The sequence below is a fragment of the Nonomuraea antimicrobica genome, assembly GCF_039536965.1.
Taxonomy (GTDB): Bacteria; Actinomycetota; Actinomycetes; order Streptosporangiales; family Streptosporangiaceae; genus Nonomuraea; species Nonomuraea antimicrobica.
Genome location: NZ_BAAAZP010000053.1, coordinates 1 through 17,887, shown reverse-complemented (window position 1 = coordinate 17,887; position 17,887 = coordinate 1). Strand labels below are relative to the sequence as shown.

Annotated in this window: 14 protein-coding genes; 9 read left to right on the top strand and 5 right to left on the bottom strand. The window is 71.0% G+C overall.

What is annotated here, in order from left to right; translation table 11 throughout:
- Positions 1-4: 4 nt before the first annotated feature.
- Positions 5-961: a DUF8129 domain-containing protein gene (locus ABD844_RS15050; RefSeq protein ID WP_344877234.1), complete on the bottom strand. Its 957-nt coding sequence runs from the start codon at positions 959-961 to the stop codon at positions 5-7.
- 101 nt (positions 962-1,062) lie between these two features.
- Between ABD844_RS15050 and ABD844_RS15045 the strand changes: the two genes are divergently transcribed.
- Positions 1,063-2,028 (top strand): 4-hydroxy-3-methylbut-2-enyl diphosphate reductase, encoded by a 966-nt coding sequence (locus ABD844_RS15045; protein ID WP_344877232.1) that lies wholly within the window; start codon positions 1,063-1,065, stop codon positions 2,026-2,028.
- A gap of 1 nt (position 2,029) precedes the next feature.
- On the opposite strand, the gene ABD844_RS15040 is transcribed toward ABD844_RS15045, so the two are convergent.
- Both ABD844_RS15040 and ABD844_RS15035 read right to left on the bottom strand, forming a co-directional pair.
- Complete coding sequence (locus ABD844_RS15040; RefSeq protein ID WP_344877230.1) at positions 2,030-2,539, bottom strand: DUF6542 domain-containing protein; 510 nt, start codon at positions 2,537-2,539, stop codon at positions 2,030-2,032.
- A 14-nt stretch (positions 2,540-2,553) separates the two neighbouring features.
- Positions 2,554-3,810, bottom strand: a complete 1,257-nt coding sequence (locus ABD844_RS15035; RefSeq protein WP_425568567.1) for a DNA recombination protein RmuC — start codon at positions 3,808-3,810, stop codon at positions 2,554-2,556.
- Between the two features lie 95 nt (positions 3,811-3,905).
- Here ABD844_RS15035 and ABD844_RS15030 point away from each other — a divergent pair, with 95 nt between their 5' ends.
- Both ABD844_RS15030 and ychF read left to right on the top strand, forming a co-directional pair.
- Positions 3,906-4,634 (top strand): hypothetical protein, encoded by a 729-nt coding sequence (locus tag ABD844_RS15030; RefSeq protein ID WP_344877228.1) that lies wholly within the window; start codon positions 3,906-3,908, stop codon positions 4,632-4,634.
- A gap of 82 nt (positions 4,635-4,716) precedes the next feature.
- Positions 4,717-5,793, top strand: coding sequence for a redox-regulated ATPase YchF (gene ychF / locus ABD844_RS15025; protein ID WP_344877226.1), 1,077 nt, complete (start codon positions 4,717-4,719; stop codon positions 5,791-5,793).
- Positions 5,794-5,811: 18 nt separating this feature from the next.
- Here the strand turns inward: ychF and ABD844_RS15020 are convergent, their stop codons facing one another.
- Both ABD844_RS15020 and ABD844_RS15015 read right to left on the bottom strand, forming a co-directional pair.
- The gene (locus ABD844_RS15020) at positions 5,812-7,659 is read right to left on the bottom strand and encodes a hypothetical protein (protein WP_344877224.1); all 1,848 of its coding nucleotides are present in this window, start codon (positions 7,657-7,659) and stop codon (positions 5,812-5,814) included.
- 126 nt (positions 7,660-7,785) lie between these two features.
- A complete protein-coding gene (locus tag ABD844_RS15015) occupies positions 7,786-8,019 on the bottom strand; it encodes a hypothetical protein (RefSeq protein ID WP_344877222.1) in 234 nt (77 codons plus the stop codon).
- A 195-nt stretch (positions 8,020-8,214) separates the two neighbouring features.
- Here ABD844_RS15015 and ABD844_RS15010 point away from each other — a divergent pair, with 195 nt between their 5' ends.
- The 6 genes from ABD844_RS15010 to ABD844_RS14985 form a co-directional block, all read left to right on the top strand.
- The gene (locus ABD844_RS15010) at positions 8,215-8,514 is read left to right on the top strand and encodes a hypothetical protein (RefSeq protein WP_344877220.1); all 300 of its coding nucleotides are present in this window, start codon (positions 8,215-8,217) and stop codon (positions 8,512-8,514) included.
- 593 nt (positions 8,515-9,107) lie between these two features.
- Entirely contained in the window at positions 9,108-9,857 is a 750-nt protein-coding gene (locus ABD844_RS15005) for a conjugal transfer protein (RefSeq protein WP_344877218.1), read from the top strand.
- Positions 9,858-9,938: 81 nt separating this feature from the next.
- Positions 9,939-10,184 (top strand): hypothetical protein, encoded by a 246-nt coding sequence (locus ABD844_RS15000; protein ID WP_344877274.1) that lies wholly within the window; start codon positions 9,939-9,941, stop codon positions 10,182-10,184.
- Between the two features lie 55 nt (positions 10,185-10,239).
- Positions 10,240-13,593 carry a TcpE family conjugal transfer membrane protein gene (locus ABD844_RS14995; protein WP_344877216.1) on the top strand — a complete coding sequence of 1,118 codons (3,354 nt, stop codon included), beginning with the start codon at positions 10,240-10,242 and terminating at the stop codon, positions 13,591-13,593.
- A gap of 47 nt (positions 13,594-13,640) precedes the next feature.
- A complete protein-coding gene (locus ABD844_RS14990) occupies positions 13,641-16,115 on the top strand; it encodes an ATP-binding protein (RefSeq protein WP_344877214.1) in 2,475 nt (824 codons plus the stop codon).
- The coding region (locus ABD844_RS14985) for a type IV secretion system protein (RefSeq protein ID WP_344877212.1) at positions 16,112-17,887 on the top strand (1,776 nt) is incomplete at its 3' end. The genes ABD844_RS14990 and ABD844_RS14985, both read left to right, overlap by 4 nt.

The window sequence follows — 17,887 nt, the reverse complement described above, 5'->3', positions numbered from 1 at the left end:
CGATCTATTCCCCGGCCTGGAGCTTGGCGAGACGGTTCTCGAACATCCGGATGACCTCGGGCCGCCCGGTCGTCGCCTTCTCGTACGCGAGGTAGTCGCCGATCTGCTCGGCGGTCTTGCCGCGCATCCTGGCGCGCAGGGAGGCGACGGTGAGGTCGGAGTAGCCGGGCAGCGGCTCGGCCGGCTTGCCGGCGGGCTTGGGCGCCTTGGCGGGCTCGGCGGCCTTGACCTGCGCGGCGGGAGCGGGCTCGACAGCGGGCTCGGCCACCGGCTCGGCAACCGGCTCGGGCGCGGACACGGTCTCGGTCTCGGTCTCGGCCACCGGCTTGGACTCCACGACCGGCTTGGTCTCGGCCACCGGCTTGGTCTCGGCCACCGGCTTGGTCTCGGCCACCGGCTTGGTCTCGGCCACCGGCTTGGTCTCGGTGTCCGGCTTGGACGTGACGTCCGGCTTGGGTGTGACGTCCGGCTTGGGCGCGGTCTCCGGCTCCACGACGGCCACGGACTCCGTCCGGTCGGCCTGGACGGACTTGTCGGCCGTCTCGGGTGTCTCGGACTTGTCTGCCTTGTCCTGCTTGCCGGCCGGAGCGAAGATGACCGGGTCCGGCTTGGTCTTGGCGACCCCGTTGGGCTCGGCGGTGCCGGGGCGCGGCGCGAAGATGACCGGCTCCTTGCGCGCCTGCTTGTCGCCGGACGACTCGCCGGACGACTCCGCCTCGGCCGGGGCCGTGGCCACCTGCTCGGCGGCGAGCGGGCGCGAGTCGTTCTCCTCCTCGCGCTCCTCCTTGGTCGCCAGGCCCTTGATGGAGTTCTTCATCCGGTCGACGAGCAGCAGCGCCTGCCCGGCGACGCTCAGCGTGGTCTGGACGACGAGGAGCGGCAGGTCTTTGGCCTTCTCCTTGAGCTCGTCCTTGTTGGTCACGGTTTTAGCGATGTTGCGTATCACGTCGCTGAGGGACATGTACGTCTCCCTGGGAGGTCAGTATTGGACGGCCAGTCTGGCAAGCCGCGGGCGGCCACGCACGCGCGGGCCGTACGGCCGCTCCACGTAGCATAGAAAGTATGGAGCCCCAGACCCCCACTTCCCGCAGAGTCCTCGTCGCCAAGCCGCGCGGCTACTGTGCCGGAGTCGATCGAGCCGTGGTAGCGGTAGAGAAGGCTCTGGAGCAGTACGGCGCGCCGATCTACGTGCGCAAGCAGATCGTCCACAACACCCACGTCGTCAAGACGCTCGAGGCCAGGGGCGCCATCTTCGTCGAAGAGACCGAGGAGGTGCCGGAGGGGGAGATCGTGGTGTTCTCCGCCCACGGCGTGTCGCCCGCGGTCCACGAGGAGGCCAGGCAGCGCGGTCTGCGTACGATCGACGCCACCTGCCCGCTGGTCACCAAGGTGCACAACGAGGCGAAGAGGTTCGCCGCGAACGACTACGACATCCTGCTGATCGGTCACGAGGGCCACGAGGAGGTCGAGGGCACCTCGGGCGAGGCGCCTGAGCACATCCGGCTCGTCGACGGTCTCGACGCGGTCGACCAGGTGCAGGTCAAAGACCCGAGCAAGCTGGTGTGGCTGTCGCAGACCACGCTGTCGGTCGACGAGACCAACGAGACCGTGGCCAGGCTCAAGCAGCGCTTCCCCCTGCTGATCGACCCGCCGAGCGACGACATCTGCTACGCGACTCAAAACCGCCAGGTGGCGGTCAAGGAGATCGCGGCAGAGTCGCAACTCGTCATCGTGGTCGGCTCCGACAACTCCTCCAACTCCAAGCGACTGGTCGAGGTGGCCAAAGACTACGGTGCGCGGGCGTCGTACCTGGTCGACAACGCCGACTTCATCCGCGAAGAGTGGCTCGACGGCGTCACCACGGTCGGCGTGACCAGCGGCGCGTCGGTGCCGGAAGAGCTGGTCGAGGAGGTGCTGGCATACCTTTCCGCGCGCGGCTTCGGCGACGTCGCCGAGATCGAGCCGGTGGACGAGCGCATGCGCTTCGCCCTGCCCCATGAGCTGCGCAAGGATCTCCGCACGTCGTAGGTCAGTCCTCGCCGCGCGGGGTCCCGTAGACCTTGGGCTCGAAATATCCCTCCGGCTCGGGCACGAACGGCTGGCGCGGGCGCGGCACCTCCGCGCCCGCCTTAAGCTCTTCCCGCAGCTCGCGTACGTTGTCGCGCAGGCCACGCCGCCACGCGACGCCCAGCACCACGGCCGAGCCCGCGAACAACCAGGGCGCCCCCCGCGTCAGCGACGTGTAGAGCCCCAGCGCCAGCGACTGCACGATCGACACCGACCCGAAGGCCCGCCCCAGCTCGACGAACAGCGTGGCGCAGAAGAACACCAGCGGCGGCGTCACCACCAGCGACAGCAGCTCGCGCCGGTTGACCAGCAGCGCGCCCAGCGTGCTGGCCAGCACAAACGCGGCGCCCACGATGTACTCGACGTCGAGCACGGCGGTCAGCACGTAGCCCGCCAGCGTGGCCACCAGGGCGAGCGCGATGGCGCCGCGAGCCGTCAGCCTGACGGCAGAACGCCTGCCTTTCTCACCCACTGGCCACCCCCCGTTTATTGCGACCCGTTGGCCAACTTACCGTTCGCGTGGGAAATCAGAGGTGAGGTTTCGAGCAGTTCGGGGGATGCGAGGGGTCTGGGCAGCCCTTCGAGCATCTCCGGGGTGTCGAGATCGCCGTCGACCACACCCAGATCGTGTAGTTTGCGCGCGGTGACCAGGACGCGGCTTTCGAGCGATCCGACCGACTTGTTGTACGCCTCCACGGCCCGCGTCAGCGCCCTGCCCAGCGACTCGACGTTCCTGCCCAGGGACGACAGCCGCTCGTACAGCTCCTTGCCCAGCTCGAACACCGCCCGCGCGTTCTCGCTGAGCGCGGCCTGCTGCCAGGCGTAGTGCGCGGTGCGCAGCATCGTGATCAGCGTCGTCGGGGTGGCGATGTGCACGCGGCGCGTCATGGCGTATTCCAGCAGCGTGGGATCGCGTTCGAGGGCCGGCGCCAGGAACGCCTCCCCGGGGATGAACAGCACCACGAACTCCGGCGACGGGTTGAACCCCTGCCAGTACGCCTTGGCCGCCAGCCGGTCGATGTGCTCGCGTACGTGCCGGGCGTGCGCGTCGAGGCGTACGGTGGCGAGCGACTCGTCGGACGCCTCCGCGGCCTCCAGATAGGCCGCCAGCGAGACCTTGGAGTCGACCACGATGTTCTTGCCCCCGGCCAGCCTGACGACCATGTCGGGCCGCATGGGCCCTTCTGTGACCTGTTCGTCGAAGTCGCAGTGGTGCTGCATCCCGGCGATCTCGGCGACCCTGCGGAGCTGCAGCTCGCCCCACCTGCCCCGGGCCTCGGGCCGCTGCAGGGCCCTGACCAGGGCGGTGGTCTGCGAGCGGAGCTGCTCGTTGCTCTGGCGGACGAAGTCCATCTGCTTGGCCAGCTCGGCCCGCGCGGCCCGCTGGCCGGACTCGGTGTCGCGGAGCTGCGACTCGACCCGGGCCAGGGCGTCCTTCAGCGGCTCGACCAGGTGCTCGACGGCCTGCCTGCGCTGCTCCAGGTCGCCGGTGGCCTCGGCGCGGCTGGCCGCGAGCCTGGTCTCGGCGAGCTCCAGGAAACGTACGTTGTTGACGTCGAGCGCGCGTGTGGACAGCGCCTGGAAACGCTCGGCGAGCTGCTCCTCGACGTAGACCAGCTTCTCGGCGGCCGACCTGGCCCGCGCGTCTGCCTCGGCCACCCGCACCGCCGCGCGTGTCCTGGCCAGGAGGAACCCGACGAGCAACCCGACGGCGAGACCTATGACGAGCGAGACGACGTCCACCCGATCGATGATTGCAGGACTCCCGGGCCGCTTCTCCCCGACACGCCTGGGCGTTCCGGTTGTGTCCGTGACCGAATATCACGCACAGTACATGGATGAACATGCTCCCGAGTCAGGTGGCCGCCGCGGGCGCCGTGGCGGCCATCCTGGTCGTGCTGACCGGCGCCGTCATCGCGGGCTCGCAGGGCGGCTCGCGGGAGGACCGGCGGCCTCAGCCGGAGCTGCGCTGGTCTCCCGGCGCGTGCGTGACGGGCGACTACGCGCTGACCCCGTGCAACGGCGGCCGTTCTGAAGTGGTGGCCATGGCCTCCGACCCGCCGGGGCCCGGCGACTGCCCGGTGGACACCGACGACGTCCTGCGGGTGGGCTCGGGACGTACGGCGTGCGTACGCAACTTCCTGGAGCCGCACCCCGGCGCCCCCGGGGGAGGCGGCGGCCTGCTCAGACCCGGCGACTGCGTCACCGTCGACGGCCGCGAGCGGGCCTGCGCCCAGCCCGGCTGGTACGGCAGGTCCGTCGCCCTCACCCGCGACGCCGCCGCCTGCCCCAGCGGCACCCTCGACACCCTCGAAGGCGACGCCCAGGTCATCTGCCTCGGCGGCGGCGGTCAGGTGCTCGACCGGGGCGCGTGCGTGGCCGAGCCCGCCACCGACGTGATCGCCCGCTCCGCCGTCACCAGGGTGCCCTGCGACTCGCCGCACGCCTGGGCCAGGGTGCTGGCGTTCGCGGCCGAGCCCGCCAGCTGCCCGTCCGGCTCGGGCCGCTACCTGCGCGCCGACGGGAGCTATCGTCCGGTGACCTGTCTGTCGCTGCTCAGCAAGTAAACTCTGCGTCTGTGAGCGAGCGTAGCGAGGCACCCAGCAGAGCCAGTGGTCGGCGACCGACGCGAGTGGCGGGGCCGGTCGCATGAGTCTGTCCATCGGCATCGTCGGCCTGCCCAACGTCGGAAAGTCCACGCTTTTCAACGCGCTGACCAAGACCGGCAACGCGCTCGCGGCGAACTATCCCTTCGCCACCATCGAGCCCAACGTGGGCATCGTCGGCGTGCCCGACGACCGGCTGCCCGTGCTGGCCGAGATCTTCGGCTCGGCCCGCGTCCTGCCCGCCAAGGTCGAGTTCGTCGACATCGCGGGCCTGGTCAAGGGGGCCTCGGAGGGGCAGGGCAGGGGCAACCAGTTCCTCGCCAACATCCGCGACACCGACGCGATCTGCCAGGTCATCCGCGTCTTCGGCGACCCCGACGTCACGCACGTCGACGGGGAGATCTCCCCCAAGCGCGACATCGAGACGATCAACACCGAGTTGATCATGGCCGATCTGCAGACGGTCGAGAAGGCCGTACCGCGCCTGCAGAAGGAGGCGCGCAACAACAAGGACAAGAAGGCCGCGCTGGAGGCCGCCGAGGCGGCGCTGGCCGTACTGGAGACCGGCAAGACGGTCTTCGAGAGCGGCCTCGACCGCGACGAGCTGCGCGAGCTGCACCTGCTGACGGCCAAGCCGTTCCTCTACGTGTTCAACCTCGACGCCGACGAGCTGACCGACGCCGCGCTCAGGGAGCAGCTCTCCGCGCTGGTCGCCCCGGCCGAGGCCGTCTTCCTCGACGCCAAGATCGAGTCGGAGCTGGTCGAGCTCGACGAGGAGGAGGCGCTCGAGCTGCTGCAGTCGGTCGGCCAGGAGGAGTCGGGGCTGCGCCAGCTCGCCAGGGTCGGCTTCGAGACGCTGGGGCTGCAGACCTACCTGACGGCCGGGCCGAAGGAGACCAGGGCCTGGACGATCCGCAAGGGCGACACGGCGCCGGAGGCGGCCGGCGTGATCCACACCGACTTCCAGCGCGGCTTCATCAAGGCCGAGGTGGTCTCGTTCGACGACCTGGTCGAGATCGGCTCCATCGCGGGCGCGCGCTCGGCGGGCAAGGCCAGGATCGAGGGCAAGGACTACGTCATGCGCGACGGTGACGTCGTGGAGTTCCGCTTCAACGTCTGAGCCCGGCCTCGCGCCGGATCAACGCGCCGCGCGGTGGACGATCTTCTTCGTGGCGCGGCCCGGGTAGACGACGATCAGGTGCTCCTCCAGGGGCGCCTCCGGGTCGGCCTCGTCCCATTCGTACGAGCGGGTGTAGACGCGCATCCGGTAGCGGCCGGGGCCGTCGACGGCCAGGTTGGGCAGCGGCCCGACCGCCCCGCTGTCGCCGCCCTCGGGATACGGCGGCACGACCAGCCGGCCGCTGCGGCTGACGAGGCCCACCTCGACCACCTGTTCCCAGCCCTTGAGCCGGAGCGGCGGGGCGTGGCCGAACGCCTTGACCGTGAGGCACATCGGCTCGTTCTCGCCGTAGGTCGTGATGGCGGCGCTGCTGCCCGCGGCGTCGATGAACCCGTCGTCGATGGCCCTGAGCATGTCCGCGGCCGGGCCCTCGGTGTCGTCCCGGTCGTCGTAGACGTGGTAGCCGCCCCCTTCGAAGAGCTGGTAGGCGGTGGTGCCCTGCCGCCTGGCCCGCAGCTTCGGCCAGGGGTCGGCGCAGCCGGCGCTCAGCTCGGCCGCCCATGCGGCCGCCTCCTTCTCCTGTTCCTTCTCCCGCTCGGCCTGCCTGCGTGCCTCGTCGGCCCGCTGCCGGGCGACGACGCCGGGGCACAGGAACTCCAGGGCGTCGCCGAGCCGGGTGGCGTCCGCGGCCCCGCCCGCCCGCCGCAGCCGCGCCTGCCGTTCTTCGACGCCGGGCACCGCGCACAGCTCCTCGCCGTACGCCAGGACACGCTGGTCCGGCAGGTCCTCGGGGAACATCGGCGTCCCCGTGAAGGTGTCGTCTCTGGCGAGGCAGAGGAAGCTACGCGGCCTGTCCTGCGGCCGGGTGTCGGCGTAGGGCAGGGTTTGTCCGCGGCAGTGCTCGTCCGGGTCGGTGAAGCTGATCCGCGCACCTTCCTCGGAGCCGACCACGAGGAACGGCAGAACGAGCGCGACGGCGACCGGCAGCCGCGGCCCGCGCCCGGAGGCGGACCGGGCGGCGTGCCCGGTGGCGGGTTCGGGGGTCGGCCCGGTGGTGGGTCCGGTGGGTCCGGCGGGCCCGATGGTGGGCTGGGTGGCGACCTCGTGCGCGGTGCGCGCCAGCCACACCAGGGAGAACATGCCGAGCGTGTCCACCAGGAGTACCAGGCCCTCGGGCCACCCGCCCGGCAGAACGAGACCCAGCAGCGGAAAGACGAGCGGGGTGATGAGCGAGATCCGCCCGATGTCGATCGTGGCGTCGCTCCACCGTCCGTCGCGCCGCTGCCCGACGAGGATCATCACCATGGAGCCGAGGCCCGCCAGCACCAGCGGGCCGATCATCTGAGGGGCGCCGCCGCCGAGGTGGAGCAGCGGTAACGGGGCCACCACGCCGATCACGCCGAGCATGAGGGCGATCGCCTTGAACCAGGTGGAGACCCCGGACATGACCCGTAACAGGAGGATCACGGTGGCGACCCACAGGGTCTGGCTCGCGGCGTTCGCTCCGGTCTCGGACACCTCGTCGACGAGCTGCCAGAGCACCAGATCGCCGGCGACGCCCAGGTAGAGCAGCCGCCGCAGCCAGATCACACCGCGCGGCAGCCCCACTGCGCGCGGCAGCGCGGGACCGCGCAGCACCTGCCACAACATCCAGGCGTTGAGCAGGCAGATCCCGGCGAGCGCGGGGCCCAGCCAGTCGTCCTGCTCGAAGAGGACGCCCGTGCCGCCGGTCGCGGCCACCGCCAGCGCCCGCAGCTCGCCGGAGCCCACGGCGAGTGCCGCGGCTGTGGCGACGGCGACCAGATAGAGCGCGACGACGGCGGCGGCGGGGCGTCCGAAGCGGTATCGGCCTGCGGCGGCCCACATTCGAGTGACGATGCGGTGATCTTAGCTGCGCGTCCGCTACGACCCCAATCGGTCATTCCGCCCGGGAACGCCGCGCCGCCCGGGAACGCCGGGTGGCTTCGGGGGGAGGCCCGGGCGGGGGAGTCGTCAGCTGCGGATGAGCTGGTTGTCCCAGGTGCCGCCGGTGCAGATGGCCTTGCCCTCGCCGACCGGCGTGATGGTGCCCCCGTCGTCGGTGCATTCATCGGCTGTCACCCACGCGGGCACCCACACGGGCACCCAGACGGGCACCCGGGCGGGCACGGCGGCGGCGGGGGTGCCGAGGAGGGCGTACGCGGTGAGCATGGCGGCGGGCGCGAGTGCCGCGACGATTCGGCGCATGTCATGAGTCCAATCACGGAGTGCGAACCTTCGTTACGGTAGGTTACCGACGGCGGGACGGCGGCGAAGCCCCCATGGACGGCTGCTCCCCGGGAACGGACGCGACGTTTGCTCCGGGGACAACTGATATGTCAACCACTTTGGGCCCCTGCGCGTCGAATCGTCACGGCGTTCACGCTGACTCGGGAGGCCCTCATGATCCGTCGCATCATCCGGAAACGACGCCCGGCACCCACACTCGCGGGCATCAGCCTCGAGGAGGAGCTCGCCCTGATCAGAGTCGAGCTGATGTACGGCCTGCGCGTCAACCGCGAGGCGTACCTCCGCAGGAAGGTCGACGAGCGCAACGAGATGGCGACCAGGATGCGGGACCGCGAGCCCGCCGAGATGCTGGCCGACCTGCGCGGCTCTCTGGAGCGGGCGGTCCGGCCCACGGTGGTCGACCTGCACAGCAGGCGTCAGGCGCGCACCAGCCAGGACCCCGAGCCGGCCTGACGCGCCGCGCTCCGTCCGCGATCCATGCCGAATCCGCAGGTCGCGACAGTCCATGCCTATTTTGGACAGGAATCCGTGGCTGACACGCTATGCGATTTTAGGTATCTGGCCTGGTCAAAAGCCCTTTCCACCGGGAAGTGACAGGAATCGGCACGGTGACCGGTCATACGGGCCCGGTTTGCCGTCAGGACGGTCATGCCGCAGCATGGGCGTGGCTTTCCTGGAACAATGGCGGAGACCGGATAGGGTGACTACTTCACCGCGGATGATGGGGATCGGCAACGGACGACACCGCGCCAGCCGGGGGGATCGGCGCGAGCGGAGGCGTGATGGCTCGTAGGTCTACCGTCCACGATCCTCGGATCGCTGACGGCCCCGGGCTTTCCGCAACCCTTGACACGGCTGACTTCGACGCGCCGCCGCCCCGCAGGCCGCGGCGTGGTGGCTGGTCGGGTGGCGGCGGACGGTGGCTGGTGTGGACCGGTCGCATCATTCTCTGGGCGCTTATTGTGGTTATCGTAGTGAATGGGGTCCGTGCCCCATTTGAGCGGTTTACCCAGCAAGCGCCTCCGACGACGAACAGTGTCGTCGACGTGAACAAGGGATTTCCCACCGAGCGAGGCATGGCGTTCGCCGCCCAGTTCGCGGGGGTCTATCTGAATTTCAGCCCGGAAGACGCCGCCAGCAGGTCCAACAAACTGGCCGCGTTCCTGGCCGAGGGCATGGACCCGCAGATGGGCTGGGACGGCTACGGCAAACTGGCCGCGGTCGCCGTCCAGCCCTACGACGTGGAGGCCACCGACGACAAGAACGCCGTGGTCAGCGTGGCGTTCCAGTCGGGCCCGCGCCGGATGATGCTGTCGGTGCCGATCTACTACTCCGGCGACGACGGCGGAGGCCGCTTCGTCGTGGCGGGCCGCCCGGCGATCCTGCCCGCCCCGGCCCCGGCCGACCTCCCCCAGATCGCGACGCCCGAGGCCGACGACGCGGCCGCCGCCGAGCTCAAACCCCAGTTGGAGGGCTTCTTCAAGGAATACGCCTCCGGTGACGCCGCCGGGCTGCAGCGCTACGTCGCGGCGGGCAAGAGCCTGCCCAGCTTCGGGGGCGCGTTCACCTTCTCGCAGCTCAAGGAAGTCGTGGTGCCTGTGGGGGGTGCCACCCGAGAGATTCAGGCAGTGGTGGTGTGGGCCGTGCCCAGCGCCGACGCCTCGCCCGCTCCCGACGCCACCGACCCTGCGGCGGTCGGCGGCACGCTGGAGCAGGTCTACCGCCTGACCGTCGAAAAGCAGGGCGACAAGTGGTTCGTCGCCGACATACGCGGCGGCGGCCGGGTCGTTGGATAGACGTACGGCCGCGCTGCTGCACGGTACCCCCCGGAAGGACGAGAAGTGACCTTGAAGACCGAAGTGCTCACCTTGATCGCGATGACGCCGACGCCCACGCCGACCGGCATAGACACCGGAGGGCTCGCCGACTTCCTGCGTGCGTTCTTCGCCCCTTTGTTCCTCGTTGTCGTCTCCGTGGTCGCGCTGTTCTTCCTCTTCACCCGCGAGATCACGCGGTTCGTACAGTTCTTGATATTGGCTGTGGCCATCGGTGTGATCTTCTACGTGCCCAACATCATCGAGGTGACGGCGAAGGCGATCGCGGGCGCACTGGGCATCAGGTAAGGGTTGAGACCGCCCCTCGGCGGTCATGTACGAGCGGGTGGAGAGGAGGACCGCGTTGGACCTGCCCACGTACACGAACATCTGGCGTATCGAGAAGCGGCTCTACAAGCTGTACGACCTACGGCTGCCGATGCCGCTGCCCATCGTCTGGATCGGAGTGTTCGTCGGGGTGTTCGTCCCGTGGTCGCTCCTGCTGGTCCTGGTGGGCGTGCCGGTGGAGATGCCCTGGCACGTGTTGTTCCTGGTGCCGCCGGGCATCGTGACGTGGTTGTCCACCCGTCCGGTCATCGAGGGCAAGCGGCTCACCGAGTTGATGGAGTCCCAGCTTCGCTACCTGGGTCAGCCGAAGGCGTGGTACCGCCTGGCGGCCACCTCCGAGCCCGAGACCGTCACGTTCTCGGGGCGGGTCTGGCGTACGACTCCGGCGCGGGCCAAGGCAAAGGGGCCGCGCAAGGCCCGCCATGCGCAGCGGCGGCGCGAGGGGCAGCGGATCATCGCCCCCCGGCAGGTGCGTCCCGCCGTCGCGGCGGCCGCGGCGGCCGCGGCACAGGCGCCCGTCGCCGAGCCGACGCCCACGCGTTCCGGCTGGGGCACCAGGAGGGGGACAGCGCCCGCTCTGAAGGCCCGGGCGCGTCAGGGGGTCCCTGGGGCCCCGGCGGGGACCGTCCGGCGCGAGGAGGGGCTCTCAGGCGGTTCTGGACGGGGTCTGGAACAGGTGCCGCTCGTGGAGGAGGCCGTGGGCGCCGCCCGCGTGTCCGGTGGACGTACGCCGGTCGAGCGGCCCCGGCCCGAGCCGGTCGAACGCACGAGCGCGGCGGCCGGCGAGGCGACACGCGAGAGGGCCAGGGAAGCGACGCGAGGGAGAGCCGGGGAGGCGGCGCGCGGGAGGGCTGACGAGGCGACGCGCGGGAGGGCCGGGGAGGCCCGGGAGTCGGGCCGCGTCCCGGTCCGGGAGCCTGTCCGCGAGCCCGGCCATGAGGCCATCCGCGAGTTGGCGCGTGAACCCGCCGGTGAGCCGGTTCGTGAGCCCGCGCGTGAGCCCGTCCGCGAGGCGATCCGGGAGCCCGCCCGCGAGTCGGCTCGCGCGGCGAACTTCGAGTTGCCTCCCGAGGTGGTTGACGGCGCGGGGGACGAGGTCCGTGCCCCAACGCACGAGGCGCGGGACATCCGTGCCACGGTGGACGAGGTGCGCGAGGCCCGTGCCACGGTGGACGAGGCGCGGGACGAAGACATGTGGGCGAAGGCCGAGGATCCGGGCGCGGCGCATGTGGAGGACGCGCCGGTCGGGGCGGACGGGGCGCGCAGGCCGACGGTGGGCAAGCCCATCGACACCGAGGCGCTGCGACGACTGCGGCGGCTGGCGGCCAGTGCCGACGCCCCCGCCGACGCCCCCGGCCGGGCAGAGGCGCATCCGGAAGTGGCCGGAACGCATTCGGAGGAGGCTGGTACGCATCCGGGAGAGGCCGGAGCGGTCCGGAACGGCGAACGGCACGACGAACAACACGACGAACAACACGACGAGCGGCACGACGACGAACTCGCCCGCGACCAGCACAGGAAGGGGCAGCCGCCGCGGCTCGCCCCGGGGCCGTTGCTGCCGGGCGCGCAGCGGGCGTGGCCGCCGCTCCACCCCAACGCCAAGCCGGTGCCCTGGCCGGGCGTCCGCAAGGACGACGAGCGAGTACCCGGACGCGACGACATCGGACGCGACGACATCGAAGGCGACGACGCAGTCCGGGGTGACGCCGTTCGCGGCGACGCAGTCTGGGGTGAGGTGCTGCCGGGCGGGCCCAGTGAGGTTGCGGCGGGCGAGATCCCTGCGGCCGACTCCGGAGAGATCGCGGTCGGCGAGGCCGGGGAGGTCTCGGCTGGCGAGGTGCCGGTCGGCATGCTCGGTGAGCTGCCGGTGGGCAGGGCCGACGAGGTCCCGGCCAGTGCGGCTTCGGGCGGCAGATCTGGTGAGGTGCCGGTCGGCAGGATCGGTGCGATCCCGGCGGGCGAGACCTCGGGCAGCGAGATCGCCGCGGTCGAGTCCGGCCAGGTGCTGGAGTTCGGTGAGGTCTCGGTAGGCCGATCCGGGAAGGTGCCCGGCTCGCGGGACATTCCGCGAGAGCCGGCGCACGGGCGTTCGGACGAGCGCGAGGACGCGCGCGAGCGGACAACCCCGGCCGGTCGTGAGAGCGCGCGCGAGCGGACAACCCCGGCTGGTCGTGAAGGCGCGCAGGAGCGGACGGCCGCGACCGGTCGTGAGGGCGCGCGGGAGCGGACGGCCGCGGCCAACCGTGAAGGCGCGCGGGAGTGGGCGGCCCAGGCCGGTCGCGAGGCGGCGCGGGAGCGGGCGACCGTCTCCGGTGAGGTGGCGCCGACTGCGGCCGGTCGTGAGGTGGTGCGGGAGCGGGAGGGCGTTGGGGAGTTGGTGGCGCCGGTGCCCGTGCCGCGGCCCGGGGAGGCTCGGGTGCGGAGGATCGAGTCGGTCGTCGGGCGCGACCCCGGCGGCTGGCGGCGCATCGCGCAGGTCGTCGTGGGCGGTGGCGGCGTGCGTACCGACGGGTCCGAGATCGACGAGGCGAGGGCCAGGAGCGTGTTCGGGGGCGGTCGCAGGATCGTGGTCCTGGGCTGCACCGGCGGAGCGGGGCAGAGCACCACGGCGCTCATGCTCGGCCACACGTTCGCCCACTACCGCGACGACAGGGTCGTGGCCGTCGACGCGAACACCGGCGGCGGCACCCTGACCAGCAAGATCCAGCCGGAGACCCCGGAGACCCTGACCTCGCTGATGTCGGGCCTCGACCGGGTCAGCGGCTATCTCACGATGCGGGGGTACACCACGCGGACCGCCTCCGGCCTGGAGGTGATCAGCGCGGACACCGACGCGGGCGCGGAGCAGCGTCTCGCGGACCGGTCGTTCTTCTCCGACCATCGTCTCGGTGAGTCCATGCGGCTGCTCGACCGCCACTACAAGCTGGCCGTCATCGACCCGGCCGCCGCCCTGGCGGCCAGGTTGCTGCCGTACGCCGACCAGCTCGTCCTGGTGGTCCCGGCCAGCGAGGAGGCGTCCGAGGCGGTGGCCATGACGTACGAGTGGCTCGACGGGCACGGCTGCGCGGAGCTGCGCAGGCGGGCGGTGATGGTCGTCAACGGCGTGAGCAGGCGTTCGATGACCGACGTCGAGCAGGCGGAGTCGATGGCCAGAGGCAGGTGCCGGGCCATCGTCAGGGTCCCCTGGGAGGACGGTCTGGCACCCGACGGGGGCGAGGTCGTCGATCCCGGGCAGTTGCGCGCGGCCGGGCGGCGGGCGTATCTCGCCCTCGCCGGTGTGGTGGTCGCGGGCTTCGCGGCACAGACCGTACGACCGAGCGAAGAGGAGTTGGCGAGTGACCCCCCGGGCACGAGAATCGGTGAGCGATAAGTGAACAAGCGAGCAGGTCTGGCCCGCTCATGCGCCGAGGGGGCGGCATGAGCAGGGCGTCTAGTGCGCATCAGCGCCTCGCGGTCCGCTACTTCGACGATCGCATCCTGCTCACGGACACCTGCGCTTGGGCGTACTTCCGGCTTCCGACGGTCAGCTACGAGTTCGTCACGCCGGAAGAGCGCGAGGCGCTGGCCACCAACATCACGATCGCGCTGGCCGCGATCAGGATGCCCGACGCCGAGGTCCACCTGAGAGTCGCGCACCGCACGTACCCCGCGGCGGAGTGGGCCATGGCGCTGAACGCCACGTCCGACGAGGGGCCGGGCTGGCGCGACTACCTGGAGGAGATGTACCGCCACGTCTGGGCCAAGGACTTCTGGACCAAGGAGGTCTACCTCGGCGTACGGCTCGGCCCGCGCGGCAAGCAACTCGGCAGCGGCGTGCTGTCGCAGGTCTTCGGCTTCTACCAGAAGACGGAGAAGGCGCTGGGCATGGCGGACGACCACGTGCCCGACAGCGAGATCGGGCGCTGGACCGAGCAGGCGGAACGCCTCGGCCGGGCACTCGCGTCGAGCGCGCTCTACGCCCGTCACGCCAACTCCGTCGAGGTGGCGTGGTTGTTCCGGCACGCGGCGGCGGGCGCGCTCGGCGACCCGCCCCCGTCGGCCAGCCCGAGGCGGCGCTGGGGCAGGGGCGAGATCGAGGCCCTGGTCGAGGGAGAGATCCACAACGGCAGGTCGCTGCTGCGGATCGTGCAGTCGCAGGGCGACTCGTACGTGGCCCACCTGTCATTCGCCCGCTACCCCGACCTGATGCCGTTCCCCGACGGTGAGCCGTGGATGCACTTCGCCGACCAGCTCCCGTTCCCGGTGGAGATCTCCTCGCGGATGAGGCTGATCCCGCCGGTCAAGGCGTCCAAGGACGTGGCGCGCAAGCTGGCGCACGCCCGTGACATGGACCACCACATCCGCGAGGCGGGGGCGGAGGCGCCGCTGGCGCTGGCCGAGCAGATCGACGCGGCCCGCATGCTGGAGCACGGCATCACCAAGGAGCGCCTGCCCTTCGTGTACGGCTGGCACCGGCTGATCGTCGCGGCCCCCACGGAGGACATCTGCGTGCAGCGGGTCGAGGCGGTGATCGAGCACTACCGCGACATGGGCATCGACGTGGTCAACTCGACCGGCGACCAGTTCTCGCTGTTCTGCGAGGCGCTGCCGGGCGAGAAGGTGCGCGTCAACGCCTACGCCCAGCGCCAGCCGCTGCGGACGATCGCCGGCGGCATGGCCACGGCCACGGTGGACCTGGGCGACCGGCTGGAGGGCAGCGAGGGCTGGCTCGGCCCGTACATCGGCGAGACGGTCGGCAGGGCCCGCAGCATCGTGCACTTCGACCCGCTGGTGGCGGCCACCCGCAACCGGCCGACCGCCATCGCGATCACCGGCGAGCCGGGCGGCGGCAAGACCACGCTGGCGCTGCTGATGATCTACCAGATGGCGCTGCGCGGCGTGACGGTCGCGGTGATCGACCCCAAGGGCGACGCGGAGTCGCTGGTGCAACTGCTGGAGAAGCGGGGGCGCAAGGCCCGCGTCATCCCGCTCGGCTCGGCGGCGCCGGGGCTGCTCGACCCGTTCTCGTTCGGCGACGACATCGCCGCGAAGAAGACCATGGCCACCGAGACGCTCCGGCTGCTGCTGCCGCGCATGTCGGAGGAGCGCGAGTCGGCGATGATCCAGGCGGTGGCCGCGGTGTCCAACGCCGAAGACCCCTCGCTCGGCAAGGTGGTCGACTTCCTGGAGCAGGCCGAGGACGCCGCCTCGAAGAACCTGGGCGCGGTGCTGCGCTCGATGTCGGAGATGCACCTGGCCAGGCTCTGCTTCGACCCGTCCGGCGGTGATCAAATCGACACCGAGGGCTGGACAACGGTCTTCACGCTGGGCGGGCTGACGCTCCCCGACGTGGCCACGAGCAGGGAAGACTACTCCTACGAACAGCGGCTGTCGGTGGCCCTGCTCTACCTGGTCTCGCAGTTCGCGCGCAGGCTGATGAACGGCCTCGACCGGCGCGCCCCCAAGGCGATCTTCCTGGACGAGGCGTGGGCGATCACCTCCACGCCCGAGGGCGCCAAGCTGGTGCCCGAGGTCAGCCGGATGGGCCGCTCCCGCAACACCGCTCTCGTGCTGGTCTCGCAGAACGCGGGAGACCTGCTGAACGAGCAGGTGACCAACTGCCTGTCGTCCGTCTTCGCGTTCAGGTCCACGGAACGGGTGGAGGTGGACCACGTCATGTCCCTGCTGGGGGTGGAGACGTCGGAGGAGCACAAGGCCGTGCTGCGCTCGCTGGGCAACGGCGAGTGCGTATTCCGCGATCTGGATGGCAGGGCGGGCCGCATCGGAGTAGACCTGATCTCCCAGGATCTTCTCCGCTGGCTCGACACGAATCCGACACACGACAAACCCGGCGGCGCCGGGCATGATGATCTTCAGGGGGGCGTGGGCAGGGCTCAGGAGGTACGGTCATGAAGATCCGGCTATCCCGACGACTGGCGTTGACTCTCGCACTCGTCACCGGAGTCCTGGTGGTGCCGCTCGTGCTGGGCGCGACGTCCACACCGGTCGCCGCGGCCCCGTGCGACCTGTCGGCCCCGCTCTCGCCCGAGATGGTGGGCAGCGGCGTCGACGGCCTCATCCAGCCGCCCGCCCCCGCCGCGGCGGCACCGGCGGCGGCTACCAACTACGCCCAGTTCGGCATGAGCGGCCAGTTCTGGCACACCCACGAGCTGACCTGCTCCGACTACGTGGCCGTGCTGGGCAACATGTGGGCCAACGGCATCTTCACCGCGGCCAAGGCCGTCGACCGGCTGACGATCACGACGTACCAGGCGGCGGCGACCGAGGGACCGCTCCAGTCGATCAAGGACGTCGTCGACGACATCGTCACGAACCTGTCCAACGCCATGTACTGGCCCTACCTGCGCCCGATCGTCATCCTGGGCGCCATCTGGCTGGCCTGGTACGGCCTGATCCGCAAGCGGGCCACCACGACCGCCGAGGGCGTCATCTGGATGGTCCTGGCCGTCACCGTGGCGGTCTGGTTCTTCAGCCGGCCCGGCGACTTCACCGGCCTGGGCAAGGTCGTCACCGACAAGACCGGCGAGGTCGTCAACTCGGCCTTCTCCGGCCTGCCGGGCGCGGGCGGCGCGTCCTGCCTGCCACCTCCCGGCGAGGCCAACCCGCAGGTCAAGGCGGGCGGCTACGCGCAGACCGGCACACCGGGCGTCGACCAGAACGCCGACGCGCTGTGGTCCACGCTGGTCTGCAAGCCGTGGCTGGTGGGCCTGTTCGGCACCGCCGACCCGCAGCAGCCCATCGTGCGCGACTGGGGCCGCAAAGTGCTGGAGATGCAGTCGGCGCCGCAGATCCAGGCAGGTCAGCCGGCCCCCGACGTGGGGGCCCGCCAGACCGAGTACGCCGCGCTGGGCGACAAGCTCAGGAACGATCCCCGCTACGCCGCCTTCTCCGGCCGCGACTGGTCGAACCGGCTCGGCGTGGCCATCGGCGCGCTCATCGCCGCGCTGGTGGCCGGGACGCTGATCTTCCTGGTGGCGGTCTCGCTGCTGGTGCTGAAGGTGGGCTTCCTGCTGTTGCTCATCCTCGGGCCGATCTTCCTGTTGATCGGCGTACATCCGGGGAGCGGCCGTATCGTCGCGATGCGCTGGGTGGAGATGCTGATCGGCACGCTGCTGCGGCAGGCCGTGCTGACGATCGTGCTCAGCGTCCTGGTCTACGGGTACGCGCTCATCATCTCCACGGCCATGCCCTGGGGCATGCAGGTGCTGTTCATGGCCCTGCTGACGATCACGGTGTTCTTCTACCGGCGTCCGTTCCAGCACCTGTTCGCCTCCATGAGCGGACACACGGTCGCCACCCGGATGCTCGGCGAGGCGGCGAGTTCGTCCGTGCTGGAGCGTTCGGCGGGTGTGCTGCCGCCGGTCGCCTCGGCCAGGATCGGCCGCTGGGGCCTGCGCAAGGCCGAGCCGCTCATCAGGGCGGCCGGTGTGGCCAACCCGGCGGGCGCGGCGGCCACGGCGGCGACCGGGCAGGTCCGCGCGCGCGGGGAGGAGGGCGAGGGCGCCGCTTCCGGCACCCGTATCCCCGCCACGGCGGCCCCGCTCGACACCGAGCAGCAGAGCGGCAAGGCGGCCGGGCGGGCCACGCTCGAACCCCGCAGGGGCACCGCGCCACCGCTCAACCTGGGCACGCCCGCGCGCACACGCGGGCCCGCGGCCGGTGGG

Bases quoted from the DNA above. Each gene is read 5' to 3' on its own strand.
- ABD844_RS15015 (WP_344877222.1), bottom strand. From the start codon at position 8,019: ATGCGCCGAATCGTCGCGGCACTCGCGCCCGCCGCCATGCTCACCGCG.
- ABD844_RS15000 (WP_344877274.1), top strand. From the start codon at position 9,939: ATGACGCCGACGCCCACGCCGACCGGCATAGACACCGGAGGGCTCGCC.
- ABD844_RS14990 (WP_344877214.1), top strand. From the start codon at position 13,641: ATGAGCAGGGCGTCTAGTGCGCATCAGCGCCTCGCGGTCCGCTACTTC.
- ABD844_RS15050 (WP_344877234.1), bottom strand. From the start codon at position 961: ATGTCCCTCAGCGACGTGATACGCAACATCGCTAAAACCGTGACCAAC.
- ABD844_RS15030 (WP_344877228.1), top strand. From the start codon at position 3,906: ATGAACATGCTCCCGAGTCAGGTGGCCGCCGCGGGCGCCGTGGCGGCC.
- ABD844_RS15010 (WP_344877220.1), top strand. From the start codon at position 8,215: ATGATCCGTCGCATCATCCGGAAACGACGCCCGGCACCCACACTCGCG.
- ychF (WP_344877226.1), top strand. From the start codon at position 4,717: ATGAGTCTGTCCATCGGCATCGTCGGCCTGCCCAACGTCGGAAAGTCC.
- ABD844_RS15045 (WP_344877232.1), top strand. From the start codon at position 1,063: ATGGAGCCCCAGACCCCCACTTCCCGCAGAGTCCTCGTCGCCAAGCCG.
- ABD844_RS15020 (WP_344877224.1), bottom strand. From the start codon at position 7,659: ATGTGGGCCGCCGCAGGCCGATACCGCTTCGGACGCCCCGCCGCCGCC.